General features: G+C 40.6%; 20 protein-coding genes. 4 read left to right on the top strand and 16 right to left on the bottom strand.

Annotated elements, in window-relative coordinates:
• Nucleotides 1–27 precede the first annotated feature (27 nt).
• On the top strand, nt 28–699 hold the full coding sequence (locus KSU66_RS18100) for a histidine kinase (RefSeq protein WP_269052867.1): 672 nt from the start codon (nt 28–30) through the stop codon (nt 697–699).
• Nucleotides 700–772: 73 nt separating this feature from the next.
• Here KSU66_RS18100 and murB read toward each other — a convergent pair whose 3' ends face one another.
• Entirely contained in the window at nt 773–1,693 is a 921-nt protein-coding gene (gene murB, locus KSU66_RS18095; protein ID WP_269052866.1) for a UDP-N-acetylmuramate dehydrogenase, read from the bottom strand.
• Between the two features lie 220 nt (nt 1,694–1,913).
• Between murB and KSU66_RS18090 the strand changes: the two genes are divergently transcribed.
• A complete protein-coding gene (locus tag KSU66_RS18090; RefSeq protein ID WP_269052865.1) occupies nt 1,914–2,438 on the top strand; it encodes a YceI family protein in 525 nt (174 codons plus the stop codon).
• Between the two features lie 73 nt (nt 2,439–2,511).
• Here the strand turns inward: KSU66_RS18090 and KSU66_RS18085 are convergent, their stop codons facing one another.
• The gene (locus tag KSU66_RS18085; protein ID WP_269052864.1) at nt 2,512–3,153 is read right to left on the bottom strand and encodes a DsbA family oxidoreductase; all 642 of its coding nucleotides are present in this window, start codon (nt 3,151–3,153) and stop codon (nt 2,512–2,514) included.
• 135 nt (nt 3,154–3,288) lie between these two features.
• Here KSU66_RS18085 and KSU66_RS18080 point away from each other — a divergent pair, with 135 nt between their 5' ends.
• Entirely contained in the window at nt 3,289–4,074 is a 786-nt protein-coding gene (locus KSU66_RS18080) for an AAA family ATPase (protein WP_269052863.1), read from the top strand.
• 313 nt (nt 4,075–4,387) lie between these two features.
• Here KSU66_RS18080 and KSU66_RS18075 read toward each other — a convergent pair whose 3' ends face one another.
• Together KSU66_RS18075 and KSU66_RS18070 are read right to left on the bottom strand one after the other, a co-directional pair.
• Nucleotides 4,388–5,314, bottom strand: a complete 927-nt coding sequence (locus tag KSU66_RS18075) for a manganese-dependent inorganic pyrophosphatase (RefSeq protein WP_269052862.1) — start codon at nt 5,312–5,314, stop codon at nt 4,388–4,390.
• A gap of 42 nt (nt 5,315–5,356) precedes the next feature.
• Nucleotides 5,357–5,800, bottom strand: a complete 444-nt coding sequence (locus KSU66_RS18070) for an Rrf2 family transcriptional regulator (RefSeq protein WP_269052922.1) — start codon at nt 5,798–5,800, stop codon at nt 5,357–5,359.
• Nucleotides 5,801–5,961: 161 nt separating this feature from the next.
• Here KSU66_RS18070 and hmpA point away from each other — a divergent pair, with 161 nt between their 5' ends.
• The gene (hmpA, locus tag KSU66_RS18065; protein WP_269052861.1) at nt 5,962–7,149 is read left to right on the top strand and encodes an NO-inducible flavohemoprotein; all 1,188 of its coding nucleotides are present in this window, start codon (nt 5,962–5,964) and stop codon (nt 7,147–7,149) included.
• 19 nt (nt 7,150–7,168) lie between these two features.
• Here the strand turns inward: hmpA and KSU66_RS18060 are convergent, their stop codons facing one another.
• From KSU66_RS18060 to KSU66_RS18005, 12 genes are all read right to left on the bottom strand, one after another.
• Nucleotides 7,169–7,969: an alpha/beta fold hydrolase gene (locus tag KSU66_RS18060; RefSeq protein WP_269052860.1), complete on the bottom strand. Its 801-nt coding sequence runs from the start codon at nt 7,967–7,969 to the stop codon at nt 7,169–7,171.
• 143 nt (nt 7,970–8,112) lie between these two features.
• Nucleotides 8,113–9,168, bottom strand: coding sequence for a YkvI family membrane protein (locus KSU66_RS18055; RefSeq protein WP_269052859.1), 1,056 nt, complete (start codon nt 9,166–9,168; stop codon nt 8,113–8,115).
• Between the two features lie 258 nt (nt 9,169–9,426).
• Nucleotides 9,427–10,017 carry a DNA-3-methyladenine glycosylase gene (locus tag KSU66_RS18050; RefSeq protein WP_269052858.1) on the bottom strand — a complete coding sequence of 197 codons (591 nt, stop codon included), beginning with the start codon at nt 10,015–10,017 and terminating at the stop codon, nt 9,427–9,429.
• Nucleotides 10,018–10,238: 221 nt separating this feature from the next.
• Entirely contained in the window at nt 10,239–11,972 is a 1,734-nt protein-coding gene (locus tag KSU66_RS18045) for an ABC transporter ATP-binding protein (RefSeq protein WP_269052921.1), read from the bottom strand.
• A gap of 67 nt (nt 11,973–12,039) precedes the next feature.
• Nucleotides 12,040–12,687, bottom strand: a complete 648-nt coding sequence (locus tag KSU66_RS18040) for a uracil-DNA glycosylase (RefSeq protein WP_269052857.1) — start codon at nt 12,685–12,687, stop codon at nt 12,040–12,042.
• A 129-nt stretch (nt 12,688–12,816) separates the two neighbouring features.
• Nucleotides 12,817–13,167 (bottom strand): DUF6054 family protein, encoded by a 351-nt coding sequence (locus tag KSU66_RS18035; RefSeq protein WP_269052856.1) that lies wholly within the window; start codon nt 13,165–13,167, stop codon nt 12,817–12,819.
• Between the two features lie 97 nt (nt 13,168–13,264).
• Entirely contained in the window at nt 13,265–14,407 is a 1,143-nt protein-coding gene (locus KSU66_RS18030) for an MFS transporter (RefSeq protein ID WP_269052920.1), read from the bottom strand.
• Nucleotides 14,408–14,552: 145 nt separating this feature from the next.
• Nucleotides 14,553–15,362 (bottom strand): zinc transporter ZupT, encoded by an 810-nt coding sequence (gene zupT, locus KSU66_RS18025; RefSeq protein WP_269052855.1) that lies wholly within the window; start codon nt 15,360–15,362, stop codon nt 14,553–14,555.
• A gap of 132 nt (nt 15,363–15,494) precedes the next feature.
• Entirely contained in the window at nt 15,495–16,478 is a 984-nt protein-coding gene (locus KSU66_RS18020; RefSeq protein ID WP_269052854.1) for a siderophore ABC transporter substrate-binding protein, read from the bottom strand.
• 17 nt (nt 16,479–16,495) lie between these two features.
• Nucleotides 16,496–17,257, bottom strand: coding sequence for an iron ABC transporter ATP-binding protein (locus KSU66_RS18015; protein ID WP_269052853.1), 762 nt, complete (start codon nt 17,255–17,257; stop codon nt 16,496–16,498).
• Nucleotides 17,254–18,204, bottom strand: a complete 951-nt coding sequence (locus KSU66_RS18010) for an iron chelate uptake ABC transporter family permease subunit (protein WP_269052852.1) — start codon at nt 18,202–18,204, stop codon at nt 17,254–17,256. Before KSU66_RS18010 ends, KSU66_RS18015 begins: the two co-directional genes overlap by 4 nt.
• Nucleotides 18,197–19,147 carry an ABC transporter permease gene (locus KSU66_RS18005; RefSeq protein ID WP_269052851.1) on the bottom strand — a complete coding sequence of 317 codons (951 nt, stop codon included), beginning with the start codon at nt 19,145–19,147 and terminating at the stop codon, nt 18,197–18,199. Before KSU66_RS18005 ends, KSU66_RS18010 begins: the two co-directional genes overlap by 8 nt.
• Nucleotides 19,148–19,416: the final 269 nt, after the last annotated feature.

The raw sequence follows: 19,416 nt of genomic DNA, 5'->3' as shown, positions 1-19,416 counted from the left end.
CTATTAATCAAGAGGTGAAGAACCGGCATGGGCAAAGTAAAAGGTCGTATGGACGAGAGTATTCTCGTTTGTGTCTACTATGGTCCAAATGGTGAACGTCTCATTAGACGTGGACATAAGATGGCAACAATCATGGACTGTCCAATGTATATATTAACCGTCGATCCGCTTCCATATGATCAATTCGACGCACAAAAAACCGAATACGTCGAACGGTGGAAAGAACTTGCTGAAGAACTTGAAGTTGAAGACTTCTTTATCCGAGACAATGAAAAACGTCCTTCGGCAAAAGTCATTGCGGAAGTTGCGCACAAAAATAACATTACCCAAATTATTATTGGTCAAACTGCGCAAAGCAGGTGGGAAGAAATTACGAAAGGTTCTTTCATGAACGTATTACTCCGTGAAATTACATTCGTCGATTTCCACGTTGTGTCTGTCGACCGCGCAATTAAAGATGATATTGAAGGTATTTTTGAAAAAGGCGTACGTGCCTATTTAGTTAAAGACGGCGACGGTTTCCGCATTAAATTCACATTATCAAAAGAAGCCCAATACGAAGGCATTTTCTTCAAAGAAATCGGGACGGACTTCAACAATGGTATTTTCAAGTTTATGAACAACCACAAAATGTGCCAAGTGCATATTACCGAAGACGAAGTAGCAGATCCTTCAACAATTGTTTGCAAGTTTAAATAACAAAAAAGGTGAGTGGCTCGGTAAAACGAGCCACTCACCTTTTTTTGCTATTCCAGTCGGAAAAAGGCTAGATTTAATTTATTCTTTCCTCACCAACAATTTTCACTTCCAGTTCGAGGTCCACATCAAACTTCCTTTTCACTTCCGCCTTCACCATTTCTATCGTGCGAATATAATCAGAGGCAGTCCCCTCATTCTTATTCACAATGAAACCGGCGTGCTTCGTTGATACTTCAGCACCACCAAATCCTTTACCTTGCAGGCCACAATCTTGAATTAGCTTCCCCGCAAAATAGCCCGGTGGTCGTTTAAAGACACTTCCCGCTGATGGATATTCAAGTGGTTGCTTGGATTCACGTTGAAACGTAAGATCCGCCACTTTCGCATCAATCGCTTCTTGATCGCCTTTTACAAGTTTAAAATCTGCCGATAAAACATAATAGCCTTCTTTTGTAATAATGCTTTTCCTATACCCTAGTTCCAATTCATCTTTGGAAAGAACAAGAAGCTCACCCGACTTTGTAAGAACTGTCGTTTGAACAATAATATCTTGTATTTCCCCTCCGTACGCCCCCGCATTCATAGCCATCGCACCACCTACAGAACCAGGAATCCCACAAGCAAATTCCAAACCCGTTAGAATTTCGGACGCCGCCCGTTTCGAAACATCGATTATAAGTGCGCCACTTTGGGCATGAACGGAAGTACCGTCTACTCTTATTTCATTTAACTTGCACAAATGCAAGACGATTCCCCGGACGCCGCCATCTCTGACGACCATATTCGATCCATTCCCCAGTAGAAGCAGCGGAATTTCATTCTCATATGCATAACGTACGGCCATTTTCGTTTCTTCTATTGTTGCCGGAATAACGAGTAAATCCGCAGATCCTCCAAGCTTTGTCATCGTATATTTACAGAGCGGTTCATCTATTTTTAATATACCTTTTTTAATTTCCTTTTGAAGTTCAGTAAACCATTGATGCTTCGACATCAACATCAGTCCTTTCGATAAATAACCTTTTCACCATTATAAGTATGCTTGGAATCTGCGCTTTTGACAAGGTTTTATAAAAAAAAAATGATTCCCAACTATTCTAACTACCTAGTTACTTTTAAAACCCACAAACTTTATACCTTGTCTTCGAGATAATTTTACTTTATAGTTTAATTTAGATTGAAGAACCATTAAAAACTTAGGAGGAATTTTTACTATGACAACTTGGAATATTGATGCTTCACATACGAATGTTGGATTTGCGGTAAAACATATGATGATTTCAAAAGTTAGAGGTCGTTTCACCGGTGTAGAAGGAACTATTGTAGGGAATCCTGAAGAGTTAGAAAACGCTAACATTAACTTCAAAATTGACGCATCAACAATTCATACAAATAACAACGATCGCGACAATCATCTTCGTTCTGCTGATTTTTTCGAGGTTGAAACGTATCCAGAAATTACATTTGTTTCAACGGATATTGTAAAAACAGATGATGGCGAATATAACCTGACAGGCGACATGACCGTTAGAGATGTCACTAAAAAAGTTACATTTAAAACAACATTTGAAGGTAAAAATACACTTCCACAAGGTGTAGAAGTTGTTGCATTTGAAGCGAAAACGAAAATATCCCGAAAAGAGTTCGGTCTTACTTGGAATCCCGCACTCGAAACGGGCGGCGTTCTTGTAGGCGATGAAATCACAATTGCATTAGAAGTCCAAGCAAACCCTGCTTAAGGTTAAATCATGAAAAAATATAAACGGGGCATAGGATCATTATGATCCTATGCCCCGTTTATTATCTATATTTTTAAGTTCCTTCTTCTTCCACAACTTTTCGAAGTGCATCCGCGAACGTTTCCGCTGGTTGGGCACCCGAGATAGCATACTTGCGGTTAATAACGAAAAATGGAACACCTTGTACGCCTACTTCTCTCGCTTCCGCAATATCCGCTTTCACATCTGCTGCAAATTCATCTGAAGTGAGCATCGCTTTTGCACGCTCATCTGAAAGTCCCGCTGTTTTTGCAATACGCGTAAGAACTTCTTCTGTTCCAATCGCCTCACCTTCAATGAAGTAAGAATGCAACAGGCTTTCGGTCACTTCTTCTCCTAAGTTTTCTTTTTCGGCAAGTTTTGCAAGACGATGTGCATCGAATGTGTTCGCTGGCTTCATATTCTCGTAGTTGTAGTTGAGTCCAACTGTTTTCGCTTGCTCGACGACATTATTCGTCATGTTTTTCGCTTCGTCCAGACTCATATTATATTTTGTCGCCAGAACTTCTTGCATTGATTGATTGGATACTTTCGGTGAATTCGGATCCAATTCATAGGCCTTATAAATAATTTCCACCTTATCCCCAAGTCCCGTTTCCTCCAAAGCCTCTTCTAACCTGCGTTTTCCAATATAACAAAACGGGCAAACATAATCTGACCATATTTCAATTTTCATTAGTTTCCCACCTCTCTAAACTCTATACTAAATCCAGACAAACAAGGCAACAATGTTTATGCTTACTCTGATAAAACTACCCGATTGATTACCATGATTCCTTTTTTCTAGTATACTGTAGAAAAGGAGTTCCCTATGACTTTACAAGAAATACGGCGAGTGCGATGGACCGAAGAAAATCGGTATCCGTTCAATCCAGACCTCATTCAAAATTTCCAATCACTTACACTAAATGCACCCATAACAATTATTGCAGGCGATAATGGTAGCGGAAAAACAACGCTTCTTGAAGGAATTGCCGCTGCGGCTGAAAGTACTTTAATTAGCGGAGAGCATATGTATATGGATCAGTCTTTTTCATCTGCATTTGAACTTGCCGATGAACTTAAACTGATTTGGTCCATTAAAACCGGTAACGGCTTCTTTTTCAGAGCATCTGATTTCATTACATACACCCGAAGCCTCGCGAATATGCGCGAAGAAGCAAAAATAACTATGGAAGAAATTAAGAAACGCAATCCAAACAGTCGTGAAGTATTACCCTACGAAAGAACGTACTATGAACTAAGACACTTATACGGAGAAGGTCTCGACAAGCGCTCGCACGGAGAAAGCTTTCTTGACTTGTTTAAAGCTAGGTTTCAACCAAATGGCTTCTATATATTAGACGAGCCGGAAGCCCCTCTATCGCCAAATAGACAGCTCACATTGCTTGCTATGCTCCATGACATGGCGAAACAAGGTGCACGCTTTCTCATATCGACTCATTCACCTATTCTTATGGCATACCCAAATGCGGATTTATATGAGATCCAAGACGGTGAACTCACGTCAGTTTCATTTGATGAAATGGAACATGTTCGCTTAACAAAGGATTTCCTAGATAAACCCGAACGCTATTTAAGGCATTTATTTGATTGATCTGTGTATGTCGAACTTATGATTTTAACGTAATCTCCAGCAAAGGCGTCTTCCTGGTTAGCCAGAGCACCAAGGGGAAGATTCTTTATTTCAAAGCATATATATAGGTTGAACTAAAGGGTGTAACACTTAGTTGATTGTAGTGGAAAGCGTACGCTCGCAACGGAAATCAACGGCTCGATAAAGCGATCATTATTGGACTTTTTCAAGGTAGAATCTTTAATTCAACATATATATTTGTAGATCTATATTAAACCTAAAAGAGACGATGCGTTCAATTATGAACGCATCGTCTCTTTCTTTTTTATAATGCTTATTTCAACGCTTCTGTTAGCACAGGTACGATTTGTTTCTTCCTTGAAACAATTCCTTTAAGCATTCCAACATTATTTAATAATGTGACGCTGAATGCAGAGCTTGCACGTTCAGCTTCTTTTCCAAGTGCAAGAACCGTCGAATCATTGTTTAAAATGTCGGTGACAACAAACAAGAACAATCCAAGTTCTTTTTCCGCAATCACATCTTCGATGAGGCGTTCCAGTTCAACTTGGCGATCCATAACATCATTCACGTCAACCGCATTCACTTGTGCAATTTCAATTTTCAAGTCATCTATCGTAAATTCTTTCGCATCAAGTGAAATTAAATCCTCAAGTGTTTTACCGCTTAAATCAGCGCCGGCTTTCAACATATCAAGTCCGTATACTAGCGGATCGACGCCTGAAATGACAGCCATTTCTTCAGCCGCTACACGGTCCTCTTCTGTAAATGTCGGAGATTTGAATAGAAGTGAATCTGAAATAATCGCAGAAAGCATAAGACCTGCAATATTTTTTGGAATTTCGACACCATGCTCTTTATACAATTTATTTAAAATGGTCGCCGTACAACCAACTGGTTCTGCTCTGTAATAAAGTGGATCGCTCGTTTCAAAATTTGCGATTCTATGGTGGTCAATCACTTCAATTACTTGTACATCATCCAAATCGTCGACACTTTGTTGTTTCTCATTGTGGTCGACTAAAATCACTTGTCCTACTTCAGGTGCAGCCTTCTCAATTAAACGCGGTGCTTCAAACCCGAAATACTCCAACGCATACGCTGTTTCACTCGCTACCGTTCCTAACCGAACCGCTTCAGCATCCATTCCTAATTGATTTTTAAGATACGCATAACTAATTGCCGAAGCAATCGTATCAGTATCGGGATTCTTATGTCCAAAAACGAGTACTTTACCCATGAATTATTCCCCCTGCTTTTCTTATATTCATAGTCCATAATATCATAAAGTCTTACCCAATAAAATGGTGGCAAGACCTTCGTTGTTCTCAACAAAATCCGCTAATGTATAGCTATCCAAAACTTTAAAATAGGCATCCATCGCTTCGTGCAATACACCTTTCAATCTACATACCGGTGTAATAACGCAACGATTAATCTCACAATTAAAACATTCTACAAGGTGAAAATCATCTTCTGTCTTCCGAATCGTTTCCCCTATATTTATATCTTTTGGTTCCATGTCTAGTCGAATTCCACCACCGCGTCCACGAACTGTTTCGATTAACCCCATCTTCCCAAGTTCGTGCGTTACCTTTGTCAGATGATTTTTTGAAATGCCATACGCATCCGAAATCTCCTGAACAGTTGATAACTCGGCATTTCCTTTAATTCCAAGATACAAAAGAACACGCAAGGAAAAATCCGTGTACATCGTTAAACGCATAATTTCACCGCTCTTTCTCATACTATTATAACGTTTGTGGCGGTCGGGTGAAAGAAATGTGGCTAATTTTCTAACACTTCCTAAACATGTATTATATATATAGCTTTAAATTGATTTATCGTTTATGCTTAAGTTAACAAATAAGAAAGGTCGTGCTATACATGCTATCACAAGAAACTATTAACATTATCAAATCAACTGTACCAGTTTTGGAGGAACATGGAAAGACGATCACAACTGTATTTTATAAAAATATGTTCGAGGCTAACCCTGAACTTCTTAATATCTTCAACCACGCAAACCAATCACAAGGTCGTCAACAAAATGCATTAGCAAGTATGGTTTACGCTGCTGCTGCCAACATCGATAATCTTGCGGCAGTATTACCAGCCGTCGTACAAGTTGCACATAAACACAAATCACTCAATATTATGCCCGAGCATTACCCAATTGTCGGTTATCATTTATTAGGGGCTATTAAAGAAGTATTAGGCGAAGCGGCAACTCCAGAAATCATCGGTGCATGGGGAGAAGCTTACGAAGTGATCGCAAGCGTCTTTATCGGTATCGAAAAAGAGATGTACGACAAAGCAGTTCAAACAGACGGTGGATGGAAGACATTCAAAGAATTTACAATTGCCGACAAAGTAGTTGAAAGCGATGTTATAACGTCGTTTTATTTAAAACCTGTCGACGGCCAACCATTGCCTTCATACAAACCAGGTCAATACATTACAGTACGCACTGCAATTGCCGGTGAAGAATATATCGTCAATCGTCAATACAGTTTGTCACAAGCACCAACTGAAGATGTATACCGCATTTCTGTTAAACGTGAAGACGAGTTCCAACCATATGGTAAAATGTCCGTTAACCTTCACCGCGAAATGCATGTAGGTGACACAGTCGAAGTAAGTATTCCAGCAGGTGATTTCCACCTTGATGTAGAAAGCACGAAACCCGTAACACTTATTAGTGGCGGCGTCGGTATTACGCCAATGATGAGCATGTATGAAACAATCGCGAAAACAACACCAGAACGCCCAGTAGCGTTTCTACATTCGGCTCGTACGCGGCAACACCAAGCATTCGATGCAAGGTTACGCACTTTAAATGAATCGATGCCTAATTCAACTTATGAAGTTCTTTATTCTGACGAAGGCGATGGTTTCATCAACCGTGAATTCCTTGCTAAAAACGTCATCGAAGGTAGCGATATCTACGTCTGTGGACCAACGCCTTTCATGCGCGCTGTGATTAAAAATCTATACGCAATGGGCATCGCAGAAGAAAATATTAACTTCGAATTCTTTGGTCCTGCTGAAGAACTTGAACTTGTCGAAGCTTAAGTAAAAACAACAAAAGCCGTCACTCCACTTGGAGGACGGCTCTTTTCTTTTCGATTTTCGCTATATACTCAATCGATAATTGGTTGAACTTCTCCGGTTGGTCAATATTACAAACGTGGCCGGAGTTCTTTATCGTTATAAATTCAAATTCCTTATTGCGACGAACAACTTCTCGAATTGGTGGGGTGAATAAGTAATCCTCTTCCCCCATTAAAAATAGCGTCGGAATAGCTGTTGTCGAAATTTGAAGTCGCGTTAAATATGGATTGATCAGTTTCGTTAGAGAAAACCATTTAATGAATTCTTTTTGACTCATTAGCTTAGCTTGGTTGACAAATGCGAGTCTCGATTCCTCATGCGCTTTACGGGGCATAAGAATATATGCAAATATTTTATAGAGCAACATATAAGGCACAAACTTTTTTGTTGTACGTGCAACTAACATTAAAAACTTTGTTCGAATATCAAATCGGATAATTGCCCCACCAAGAATAAGAGATTTTACGCGTTCAGGATAGTTATCTGCCATCGTCTGGGCAACAATTGTACCAAGCGACATTCCAATTACATGTGTCTCTGCGATACTAAGCTTGTCCAGTACGTCGACGACTTCACTTGCTACATCCGAAAATGTATCATCTTTTTCCCAAAGTCCTCGGGCAGACTTTCCATGACCACGTAAATCGACTAACAATATATTATGTTCTTTCCTAAATTCACGAATTTGTTTAAACCAAGTTGAAGAGCTCCCACCGGCACCATGGACAAACGTTACCCACGGGGAAGTTGGACTTATTTCATATTTTTTATAATGAAGCAAGCGATTCACCCTTCCTCTTTTACTATTACCATTAAACCACTTTTCATAGGTTCATTTCAACTTCAAGGTATAGTAAATGAGTTTTCTCCCTAGGTTTCGACAATAATTCGACCAATTTTAAAAGGTAGAATAAAAAACTTATTTTAACCTAGTTTTTTCTTAGGTAGTCTAAATGACGCGACAATTAATGCGACAACTAGGAACAAACCAAGGTTTCCGATTAGTGGATAGAAAAAAGCAACAAGTTTTGTAAAGCCTACAAAGCTCAAGCAGAATGCAACAATACCCGAAACGATAACAAAGATATTGAAACTCTTTGTGTTAAGTTCCATAAAGCGAGCCGCGAATGCGTAAAACATACTGACTGCCGTGTTGAAAATCATTCCAAACAAAACAAATGAGAAAAGAACTGCCAGTACAGGCGAAATATCGTTAACAAGTTTAAGCATCGGCATATCGAAACTTGCAACTACGTCGATTTTCGAAAAGATTGCCAAGTGGCTAAGCAGGATCAACACTCCTAAACCAAGACCACCAATGAGTCCACCAAGAGCCGCAACTTTCTCATCTTTTTCATCGCCACCCATAACGAGTGCCATTGCTGCACCGACCGCGATGTTAAATGAAACATAATTCACCGCTGAGAAGAACCAGTTCGGTAAGACAGAAGGTGATTCTTTCGCAACTGGATCTAGTACCGTAAATGTTGTATCCATCGTTACCAAAGAATAAACCGCAACAAGAATAACAGTGATAATGAGGAACGGTGTGATACTTCCGATAACCGCAATAACTTTTTGTACGTTCAACATAACTGTTATTAGAACGAGAACAAGCATAATCGTACTTCCGATAATCGGAGCTAATCCAAACTGCTGGTCAACAATCGATCCCGCACCAGCAATCATAACGACCCCTACACCAAATAGCGTGAAAATAATTATGTAATCGACTATGACACCAAGATATCTTCCACTGATTTTATAAATAACATCTTTATGCGAAGTTGTTCGCATACGACTTCCAAGTCGAGTAAGCGTCATGCCGAGATATGCAAATAGCGCTGTTGCAACGATAGCCGCCGCCGTTCCTAAGTGTCCGTGACTCGTGAAGTACTGCAATATTTCCTGTCCTGAGGCAAATCCTGCACCAACAATAATACCTATGAAAGCGCTTGCCATTTTTAATACTTTTTTCATTGTGACCTCCAAATTTTTGTCGCCGTCAAAAACGGCGGTTAATCTACAAAATAATCAGACAAATTGGACTGTGATTCGTTATCCTCACTTAATCTACCATGACCCGTGAAACTTATCAACAACAAAATAAAAAGCGGTAGCCCCAGTTGGTAATCTATACAAGTTGAAATAAAAGTTCCTATTTTAAATGCCAAGCGATTTTAGTCTAGTACTTTATTTCAATTTATAAAGGCAATAAAAAAGGTCGGTTTCCCGACCTTAACGATACTTTGAAACGAATTCATTGTCTTTCTTAAAAAAACGCCACGGGTAATCCACCGCTTCTCCTGAATTTCCAATTCCGACACGTGGACCCGCTTCATAATCGATAACTTTAGGGCCTTTTGCAATAAAGAGCGGTTTTTCCCACCAGTGATGACCGTAATACTTCATCGTAATATCAAGCGCTTTCGTTAATTTCCCAGGGCCATTCGTCCAATCCTTCATCTTCAAATGGCTTCCCCTATTTTCTTTCATTTGTTCCAAACCTTCTACAGGTTCGGCCGCGCGAATCAAAACCACATGGGGAGTCCCAATAGGTCCACCCACAACATTCATAAGTGTGTGCGTATGCATTTGGTATGTGTAAACAAGTCCAGGTTCTCCAAACATGACATCGGTTCGCTTCGTTCTGCGGTTGCCAAAACTATGCGCTGCGCGGTCACCTGGGCCTTGATAGGCTTCGGTTTCAACAATACGAGCGACCAAAAGTCCCTTAGGCTGTTCATGAACAATATATTGGCCAAGCAAGTTTTTGGCGAGCTCAAGAACAGGCGCATTAAAAAATGATTGATCTACAGGTTGATACATATCGATAAACCTCCATTTCAATTTCATTCTTCCCTTCATTTTGATGAAATCATACAGTATATTCGAGAAAAGTTAAAGAATTGGATGGGATGTATATGGGGAAACTGCAGACAGAAATTCGGGAATTCACTAAATCGATTTGCTGAAACGATGTTAAAAATGGACTCCCGCGCACTCGCGTAGGAATCCATTTTTTCTATTGTCCTTTGTATTTCTCACTACTAAGATAACCCTTGCCCTTGCGCAAACTCCCGATACAATTCATGTATTTCAAATAGCTCGCCGTGTTTGCCAATCCCAGTAATTCGGCCGGATTCGAGCATGATAATTTGATCTGCATGAATAACAGTTGCTAAACGATGCGCAATAATAAGTGTCGTACGTCCTTCCATTAGTCGCACGAGAGCTTCTTGAACATGTGTCTCTGAACCGCTATCCAAATTCGATGTCGCTTCGTCGAGTAGTAGAATTTTCGGATCATAAAGAAGTGCCCTTGCAATCGCGATTCGTTGACGTTGACCACCTGATAATTTCATACCACGTTCTCCGACAAGTGTTTCAAACTGATCTGACATCTCCTCAATAAAACTAAGCGCATTCGCCGCCTCCGCAGCTCTTCTTACTTCATCCAACGACGGTCTAACTTCTAATCCATATGCGATATTATCAAGAATCGTACCGCTTAACAATGGACTTTCCTGAGAAACATAACCAATTTTTGCACGCCAATCGGAAAGTCCAATCGCATCAATCGGCGTACTCCCTATTGAGATTTCCCCACTCGTTGGATGATAAAATCTTTCCAGTAAAGAAAACACTGTCGTTTTCCCTCCGCCACTCGGACCGACGAATGCTGTAACTGTTCCGGGACGCGCTTCAAATGTAATCCCACGAAGAACTTCTTTACCAGATTCATAAGAAAAACAGATTTCCTTAAACTGGATTTTCCCTTCTGGAACTGTCTCTTGCCCTTTTGAAGGTTCGCTATCCATCCCAAGAATATATTGAATTCGTTCTGTAGCACCAACCGCTTTTTGGAAAGAAGTAAAGAAGCTTGCCATTTGAGCAAATGGAACAATAATTTGGAACATATAAAAGATAATCGCGACAAGTGCACCCGCCGACAACGCACCTCGCGAAACTTGCGAACCTCCATAACCGAGTATTACAACGAGAATACTCATCATAATCAATGTCATAACGGGCGAAATAACCGCTTGGATTTTCGCTTCCTTTAAGCCAAAGCTAAATAGCGAACGGATCGCCTTTTTACCTTGTTCCTCTTCAACCGGCTCGGCGCCGTACGCCTTTACAAGACGAATATCACCAAGTACACGGCCAAGATGACCCGAAAACTTCGCCATTTCTGCCTGTGTCGCCTTCGCTACTTTGTGCATAATTCGACCGAGCGGGATAATAATTGCTGCACTTACCGGAACACTCACAAGCATAATAAGCGTCATTTTCCAGTCGATGAAAAACAGGATGACAATAGATCCGATGATGGAAATAAGCCCAGATACAAAGGTAACGAGATGATTTGTAACGAGGTCTTTAAGCGTCGTCGTGTCTTGCGTAATCCGGCTCATCGTCTCACCGGTTTCATTCGCATCGTAATATGGAACTGGTAGCCTAAGGACCTTGTTCCACAGCTTCCCACGTAAATCGGCGACAATCGTTTCTCCAATATACGTCAATAAGTAATGTGACACTCCGCCCGTAATTGCCTGGACGATGAAAATGACAAATAATAGCGCCGCCGTTTTCCAATTGAATAATGCATTTTCTAACGTGTCAACAAGGTCTTTCGTAATGAGTGGAACAATAAGTCCAGCAGCCGTCTCTGCAAGTGAAAGAATAAGCGCAAAAACAGTAACGCCAATCGGCCATTTTAACTTTTTCAATAATACAAAGAAGCTTTTCGTAGATCCGTTCGTTTTCTTTTCATTTTCCATATATTTCACCTTTTCATTTGGATATCGGTGCGTTTGGGTCAATTATCGGCGAATCGTTACCTATTACCTACAATACCTCCCGCAAAATACGGCCAATCTCTAACCAATCCGCATCCAGTGACGGACGATGTGATGGTCGGTAAAAGATCGATGCGGGATGGAATGTGGGAACGATTGTATAAGTTTCATGCGTCCACTTAAATGTTGTTTCTTCAAGTTCTTCTAAATATTGAACTTGTCTTTTCAATAATTGCCCATGGAGTTTTGTCACTTTTGCTTCTTTCCCTAGCAAGCGCTGCAACCCAACATTACCAAGTGTAACAATTAATCTCGGTTCAACATTCGCAAGTTCGTAATCGAGTATAGGGGCATGCGCCAAAATCTCTTTCTGAGTAGGGGGGCGGTTGTATTTTCGTTCCGTCGTTGTCCCGTCCCGATTATTTTTTGTACCCCACCGATACGGTCTACTTCGAACAGCACTCGTAATATAAACATCTTCACGAGTCAAACCAATCGTTGCCAAAGATTTCATTAACTCTGTCCCAGCCCTACCGATAAACGGGATGCCATCGACAAGTTCAAATTCACCAGGCGCCTCTCCGATAAGCATTAGTTCAGGTTTTTTTGGTCCACCTCCGTAAAGAAATCCTTCCACGGGAGAACCTTCAATCCGTTCCATGCCAAGCTTCGCAATCGATTCCGGTATACGAAACATCCGTGCACCCCTTTCATTTGTTCTCATTCTAACAATAAAAGTCCACTCACCAAAGGAAACGTCTTTTGAATGAATTTACTTAGTACTTTCCCAAATCTCCTTATATATAAGGAGTTGGAACGACATTGTCTATTCCTCCACAATCAAATATGGCCTTAAGGTATTTTCCACAATTCGAACAAAACTTTTGCCCGCTCCCCAGTCAATTGGCAAGATGCCTTCCGAACCTCCTGATGCAACCGCATGCACTTTTGTTACATCTTCAAAATTATCGATTGTTACTGTAAGTGATGCACGACTGGCACGCATATAAAACTTTTCTAAAATGAAGACAAAAACTTCATAATCACCTATTTCCCTTGCATAACTATCAACAATCTTGCCCGTCACACTACCCTTAATGATTGACTTCTTAATCAGATCCATCGCTTCTGTTGGCGGAAGTGTCACTCGAAATTCACGTATGGCCATATTCCCCATCCTCTCTGCTCCTTACCCTCTGTACGATTCCGGATCATAAGAAGTTTCATTCATTCCAAATAAAAAGACCCGTCCTTCTGAAAGGCGGGTCGATACTTCATTCTAACTCCAACTGTTTTGTTTCTGTCCCTAAGACTAAAACGGCAATAACACCAATCACAATTGCCACACAGAATATTCCAAATATCAATCCGAAACCGTATCCCGCTGTAAGCAGTGTTCCGACAAGAAGCGGCCCAAAAATACCGCCAACTCGCCCAATTGAAGCCGCCATACCAGATCCAGTCGCGCGGATCGATGTCGGATATTGTTCCGGAGAATACGCATAAAGCGCACCCCAAGCCCCCAAGTTGAAAAAGGACAACAAGGCACCTGATACAAGTAATAGTGAAAGCGTTTCTGCATTACCAAAGACAAGGGCACTTGCAGCCGTTCCGAGAAGATACGTAGCAAGAACAAACTTCCTACCTGCCCTTTCAATTAGCCAAGCGGCAGTGAAATATCCTGGTAACTGGGCAAGCGTCATAATGAGCACGTAGCCAAAGCTTTTAATCATACTAAACCCTTTCATGACCATGACACTCGGCAACCAAAGGAACATACCATAATATGAAAATACTACTGTAAACCAAACAATCCATAACATAAGTGTTCTTCGCGCATACTTTTTTGACCAAAGCATTTTCAACTTCTCTCCGGCCGATTGTTTTGGCATGCCTTCCGCCTCAAACTTTGGCGAATCGGGTAAATTGCGTCGAAGATAAATTGCATAAAATGCTGGAAGCGCTGTAATGATAAGTGCAATTCGCCATCCAAATGCCGGGATAACAAAGTAGGCGATTAGTGCGGCGAGCAACCAACCCGCGGCCCAAAAGCTTTCCAGTAAAACAACAACTCGTCCGCGTTCTTTCGCCCCGACACTTTCGGAAACAAGTGTTGAAGCAACCGGCAATTCCCCGCCAAGCCCCGCACCGACAAAAAATCGTAAAATAAGAAATGCCGTTAACGTCATTGTTAGTGCCGATAAACCACTTGCCACGGAAAATAAGACGAGCGTCATCATAAACACATTCTTTCGACCGATTCGATCCGCTAACAAGCCAAACCCGAATGCACCTACGGCCATCCCAATCGAATTGACGCTTCCGATCCATCCCATTTCAGCGGATGTTAAATTCCATTCAATTGCAATAGCTGCAATTACAAAGGACAAAATACCGACATCCATTGCATCGAACATCCAACCCGTTCCGGCAAGTGCCAATAATTTATTGCGAGATATTCCCTTTTTTTTCTTATCCAATCTACTTCTACCCCTCACTGTATAGTCTGGTGTAAAGACACAACTAACTATACGCTACTTGACGATACGGCACAACGCTTTTTTATGTGACGAGTACTAAACTTACCGCCATGACAGCCATTCCAGCCATCATTCCGTAAATTGATAAATGGGCTTCGTCATACTGTTGGGCAGCCGGCAATAATTCATCGAGTGAAATGAAAACCATAATTCCTGCCACACCTGCAAAAGTAATACCAAACATAACGCCATTCAAATATGGCATAAGAATTAGATACGCGACGATTGCACCAACTGGTTCAGCCAAACCAGATAGAAAAGATAACTTGAACGCTTGCTTTCGATTTCCCGTTGCATAGTATATCGGAATGGCAACGGCGATTCCTTCTGGGATATTGTGAATCGCTACGGCAATCGCGATAGCAATTCCAAGCGTTGGATCTTGTAAAGCAGAAGTAAATGTTGCAATTCCTTCAGGAAAATTATGAATCGCAATGGCTAAAGCCGTGAACATACCCATTTTCTTCAGCTTTGCGTATTCATCGTTTGTTGGTCCTTTATCCACATCTTCTACACTTTTCACGTCATGTGGATTGCCAATAGCCGGAATGAAATGATCAATAACCGCAATCAAAAGCATACCGCTGAAAAAGCCTACAATTGTCATCCAGTATCCATTTGTAGTACCAAGTTCAATGACTAATGCATCCTTCGCCTTCACAAATATCTCAACAAGGGAAACATAAATCATGACACCCGCCGAGAATCCTAGCGCTATTGATAAAAACTTTGTATTTGTCCTCTTTGTAAAAAATGCAAGTAGACTTCCTACTCCTGTTGCAAGACCTGCAAACAACGTAAGGGCAAGCGCAAATAATACGTTACCATCCATTCACACATCTTCTTTCTAATTCTTAGTTAGTGCTATTGTATATGCTAAGTGTTTCCCCAAGACAACATTATTATTACTACTTTCCGACAAAAAAAGAATCGACCAATTAACAAGGTCGATTCTTCTTTTTAATTAAAGTGCTGCTTCTATTTCTTTGATCATTTCTTTAATAGAAAGGAGTCCGCCACCAGATAGGTACCAGTAGTTAGGGTCTAAGTAATGGATTTTATCATTTTGATATGCATTCGTTTTCTTAACAATATCATTTTCAAGTGAATCTTTCGCACTTGCATCTCCACCGATTGCAGCATCGCGGTCTACAACGAAGAGCACATCAGGGTTTGTTTCAAGTATATATTCAAACGAAATGTTTTGACCGTGCGTAGAAACTTCAATTTTTTCATCTGCCGCTTTAAAGCCAAACACATCATGGATAATTCCGAAACGTGAACTTGGTCCATACGCGCTCACTTTTCCTTCGTTTCCAAGAATGATTAATGCTTTTTCATCAGAGCTATCTGTTTTCTCTTTAACTGCAGCAATTTTCGTTTCGATATCAGCAAGTTCTGCTTTCATTTCATCTTCTTTATTAAAGAGTTCTGCAACCATTTCCATATTCGCTTTGAATGATTCCATATAATTCGATGTATCTACACCAACATAGATAGTTGGTGCAATCTCACTTAATTCCTCGTACATATCAGCCTGACGTCCAGAAATAAAGATAACATCCGGTTGCATTGCGTGAATTGCTTCAAAATCTGGCTCTTTTAGGCCACCGACATTTTCATATTTAGCATCTTCATATTTAGACAAATAAGAAGGAACGTTCTTTTGTGGAACACCGGCTACTTCAACACCAAGCTCATCAAGTGTGTCCAGAATACCGAAATCGAATACAACGACTTTCCCTGGGTTTTTCTCCAATACGATAGGCTCTTTATCAAGTTCGTGAGTAATCTCGACTGTTGTATTTTCTTCTTCAACTTCAACTTCTTTTGGTTCATCTTTATTACCATCTGCTGAAGTATCTGGAGCTTTTTCCTCTTTCGCTCCACATGCAGCTAGTACGAGCATCAATGCAAACATCATCAATAGCGTTGTAATTTTCTTCATCATAATCATCCTTTTTTTTAAGAGTTGAAATACACACATATACGACAATTACTTAATTGCTTAATAGGAATTTCCATATCATAGATCTCCCTCAATGAATCCGAATTAATAATGTCATTCGTCGGTCCGTCTTTTACAACGCGACCGTTTTTTAAAGCGACGATACGATCTGAATATACTGAAGCAAAGTTAATGTCATGAAGAACAATGACGACAGTTTTACCAAGTTCGTCGACAAGTCTTCTAAGTATTTTCATAATTTGAACGGAATGCTTCATGTCCAAGTTATTAAGCGGTTCATCCAGAAGAATATAATCAGTGTCTTGTGCAATAACCATTGCGATAAACGCACGCTGACGTTGTCCACCCGACAGTTCTTCAAGGTATTCATCTTGCATATCCATCAGTTCCATATAATCCATCGCCTGATCAATCACACGTATGTCTTCGGCCCCTAGTCTTCCCTTTGAATGCGGATAACGACCGAAGGAAACGAGTTCACGTATCGTGAGCCGAACATTCATATGATTCGACTGTTTCAAAATCGACACCCGTTTGGAAAAATCATTGGACTTCATTTTCTTGACATTATCATTGTCGACAAGGACTTCACCTGTATCTGCATCAAGCAGACGGCTAACCATTGAAAGTAGCGTCGATTTACCAGCGCCATTCGGCCCGATGAAAGATGTAATCTTTCCACGATGGATATTCACATTCACTTTTTCAACGACCGCTTTTTTACCATAGAACTTCGATATCTCACGGACTTGGATCATGTGGATCGACTCTCCTTTAATAGTAAGTAGATAAAGTAAATACCGCCAACAAAGTTGATAATGACACTAAGTGTTGTTGAGAACGTAAAGATCCGTTCCACAACCCACTGTCCTCCGACAAGCGCGATGATACTCATAACAGACGCCCCTAATATGAGGACAGAGTGTTTATATGTTTTGAAGAACTGGTAGGATAAATTGGCAACTATGAGACCGAAAAACGTAATCGGACCAACAAGTGCGGTCGATACCGCAATTAAGACAGAAGATAGGATTAAAGTCTTCTTAACGACTTTATCGTAAGACACGCCCAGGTTGATTGCCGTGTCTCTGCCAAGAGAAAGAACATCCAAATCATTCATCGACCTCCAGCCGATCACGAGCGTGAACCCGACAATTCCAAGTGCCCACCAAACAAGATCGCCACTCACGTTGTTAAAGCTTGCAAACATCTTGTCTTGAACGAGCATAAATTCGTTTGGATCAATAAGTACTTGTAGAAATGTTGAAATACTTCCAAAAAACGTTCCAATGATAATCCCGACAAGCAACAGGAAATAAATCGGTCGTTTTCCTGACTTGAAAAGGAATTGGTACAGTAGTAAAGCGAACACGATCATTGCAGTAATGGATAGAATGAAATTCACATGTTTATTGACAATCATTACATGACTTGAACCGAGGAAGAATATGACGACTGTCTGCAACAGCAGATAAAGTGAATCTAGCCCCATAATACTCGGTGTAAGAATCCGGTTGTGCGTAATCGTTTGGAAGATGACTGTCGAATAGGCAATCGCGATACCTGTAATTACCATAGCGAGTACTTTTATTCCACGACGCGGTAAAGCGTAGTCATAACTTCCATTCAAGCCTTGAAAAAGGTATAGACCACAGAACATAGCAGCAAAGAGAGTAAGTATTAATATTTTTGTCCCGTTACGCATAGGCCTTGCTCCTAAACAATAAATAAAGAAAGATTGCACTACCAATGACGCCCACCATTAAACTAATTGAAATCTCGTATGGATAGATTAGAACCCTACCTAATATGTCGCAAATCAGCAGAAAAACGGCTCCAAGTAAAGCGGTATGCGGCAATGTTTTTTCTAAGTGATCTCCCTTAAAGATAGAGACAATATTCGGAATGATAAGCCCTAAAAATGGGATCATTCCAACCGTTAACACAACGGTTGTTGTAATTAGCGCAACAAGGATAAGCCCGATATTGACAATTCTTCTATAGGCAAGCCCTAAGTTTTTCGAGAAGTCTTCTCCCAACCCCGCAACCGTGAATCTATTCGCGAATAGATAGGAGATGATAAGTACCGGGATACTAATATAAAGAAGTTCGTACCGTCCCTTCATAATCATCGAAAAGTCCCCCTGCAACCACGACGACATATTTTGGATGATGTCAGCTCTGTAAGCAAAAAATGTCGTTACAGAAGACAAAATACTTCCGAACATGAGGCCAACAAGTGGGATGAATATTGCGTCTTTGAACTTAATACGATCAAGTATTTGCATAAACAAAAACGTGCCGGCAAGCGCAAATGCAAATGCAACAATCATCTTTTCCATCATCGATGCGTTCGTGAACAGAAGCATAGAGACAAGAATCCCAAGCTTTGTTGCATCGAGCGTCCCTGCTGTTGTCGGGGAAACGAATTTATTCCGGCTCAGCTGTTGCATAATAAGACCCGCAATACTCATTCCTGCTCCTGCAAGGAGAATGGCGACAAGTCGTGGGATTCGGCTGATTAAGAAAAGTTCAGTTTCTTGCGATTTAAAATCTAGCAGATCCATCGGTGAAATATTGCTCACCCCTACAAAAAGCGATAGGAATGAAAGACTGATGAGTGCGATGATTAAGTAACGTTTCTTCATGGGTGTATCCCCGATATCATTTATTTAAGTCTAATTGAGAATTAAGTAATGAAAATGATTATCAATTAGGCTCAATGTTCATTATAGCATGCGGCATTGTCGTGTCAATAGATAACTGAAAATCATTCTCAGTTGAATGAATTGCAGATAATCCTCTGACTTTCAAGTGCCATATTATTGTTTCCGATTGATGGAATTTACTAGATAGAAAGGATCTAGACTACTAATTTTCGAAGAGGATGACTCGAACAAATTGCATTTCAAAAACG

Source organism: Sporosarcina sp. G11-34, assembly GCF_026931025.1.
The sequence above is the reverse complement of the archived record's forward strand: the minus strand, read 5'-3'. Positions and strand labels throughout refer to the sequence as shown.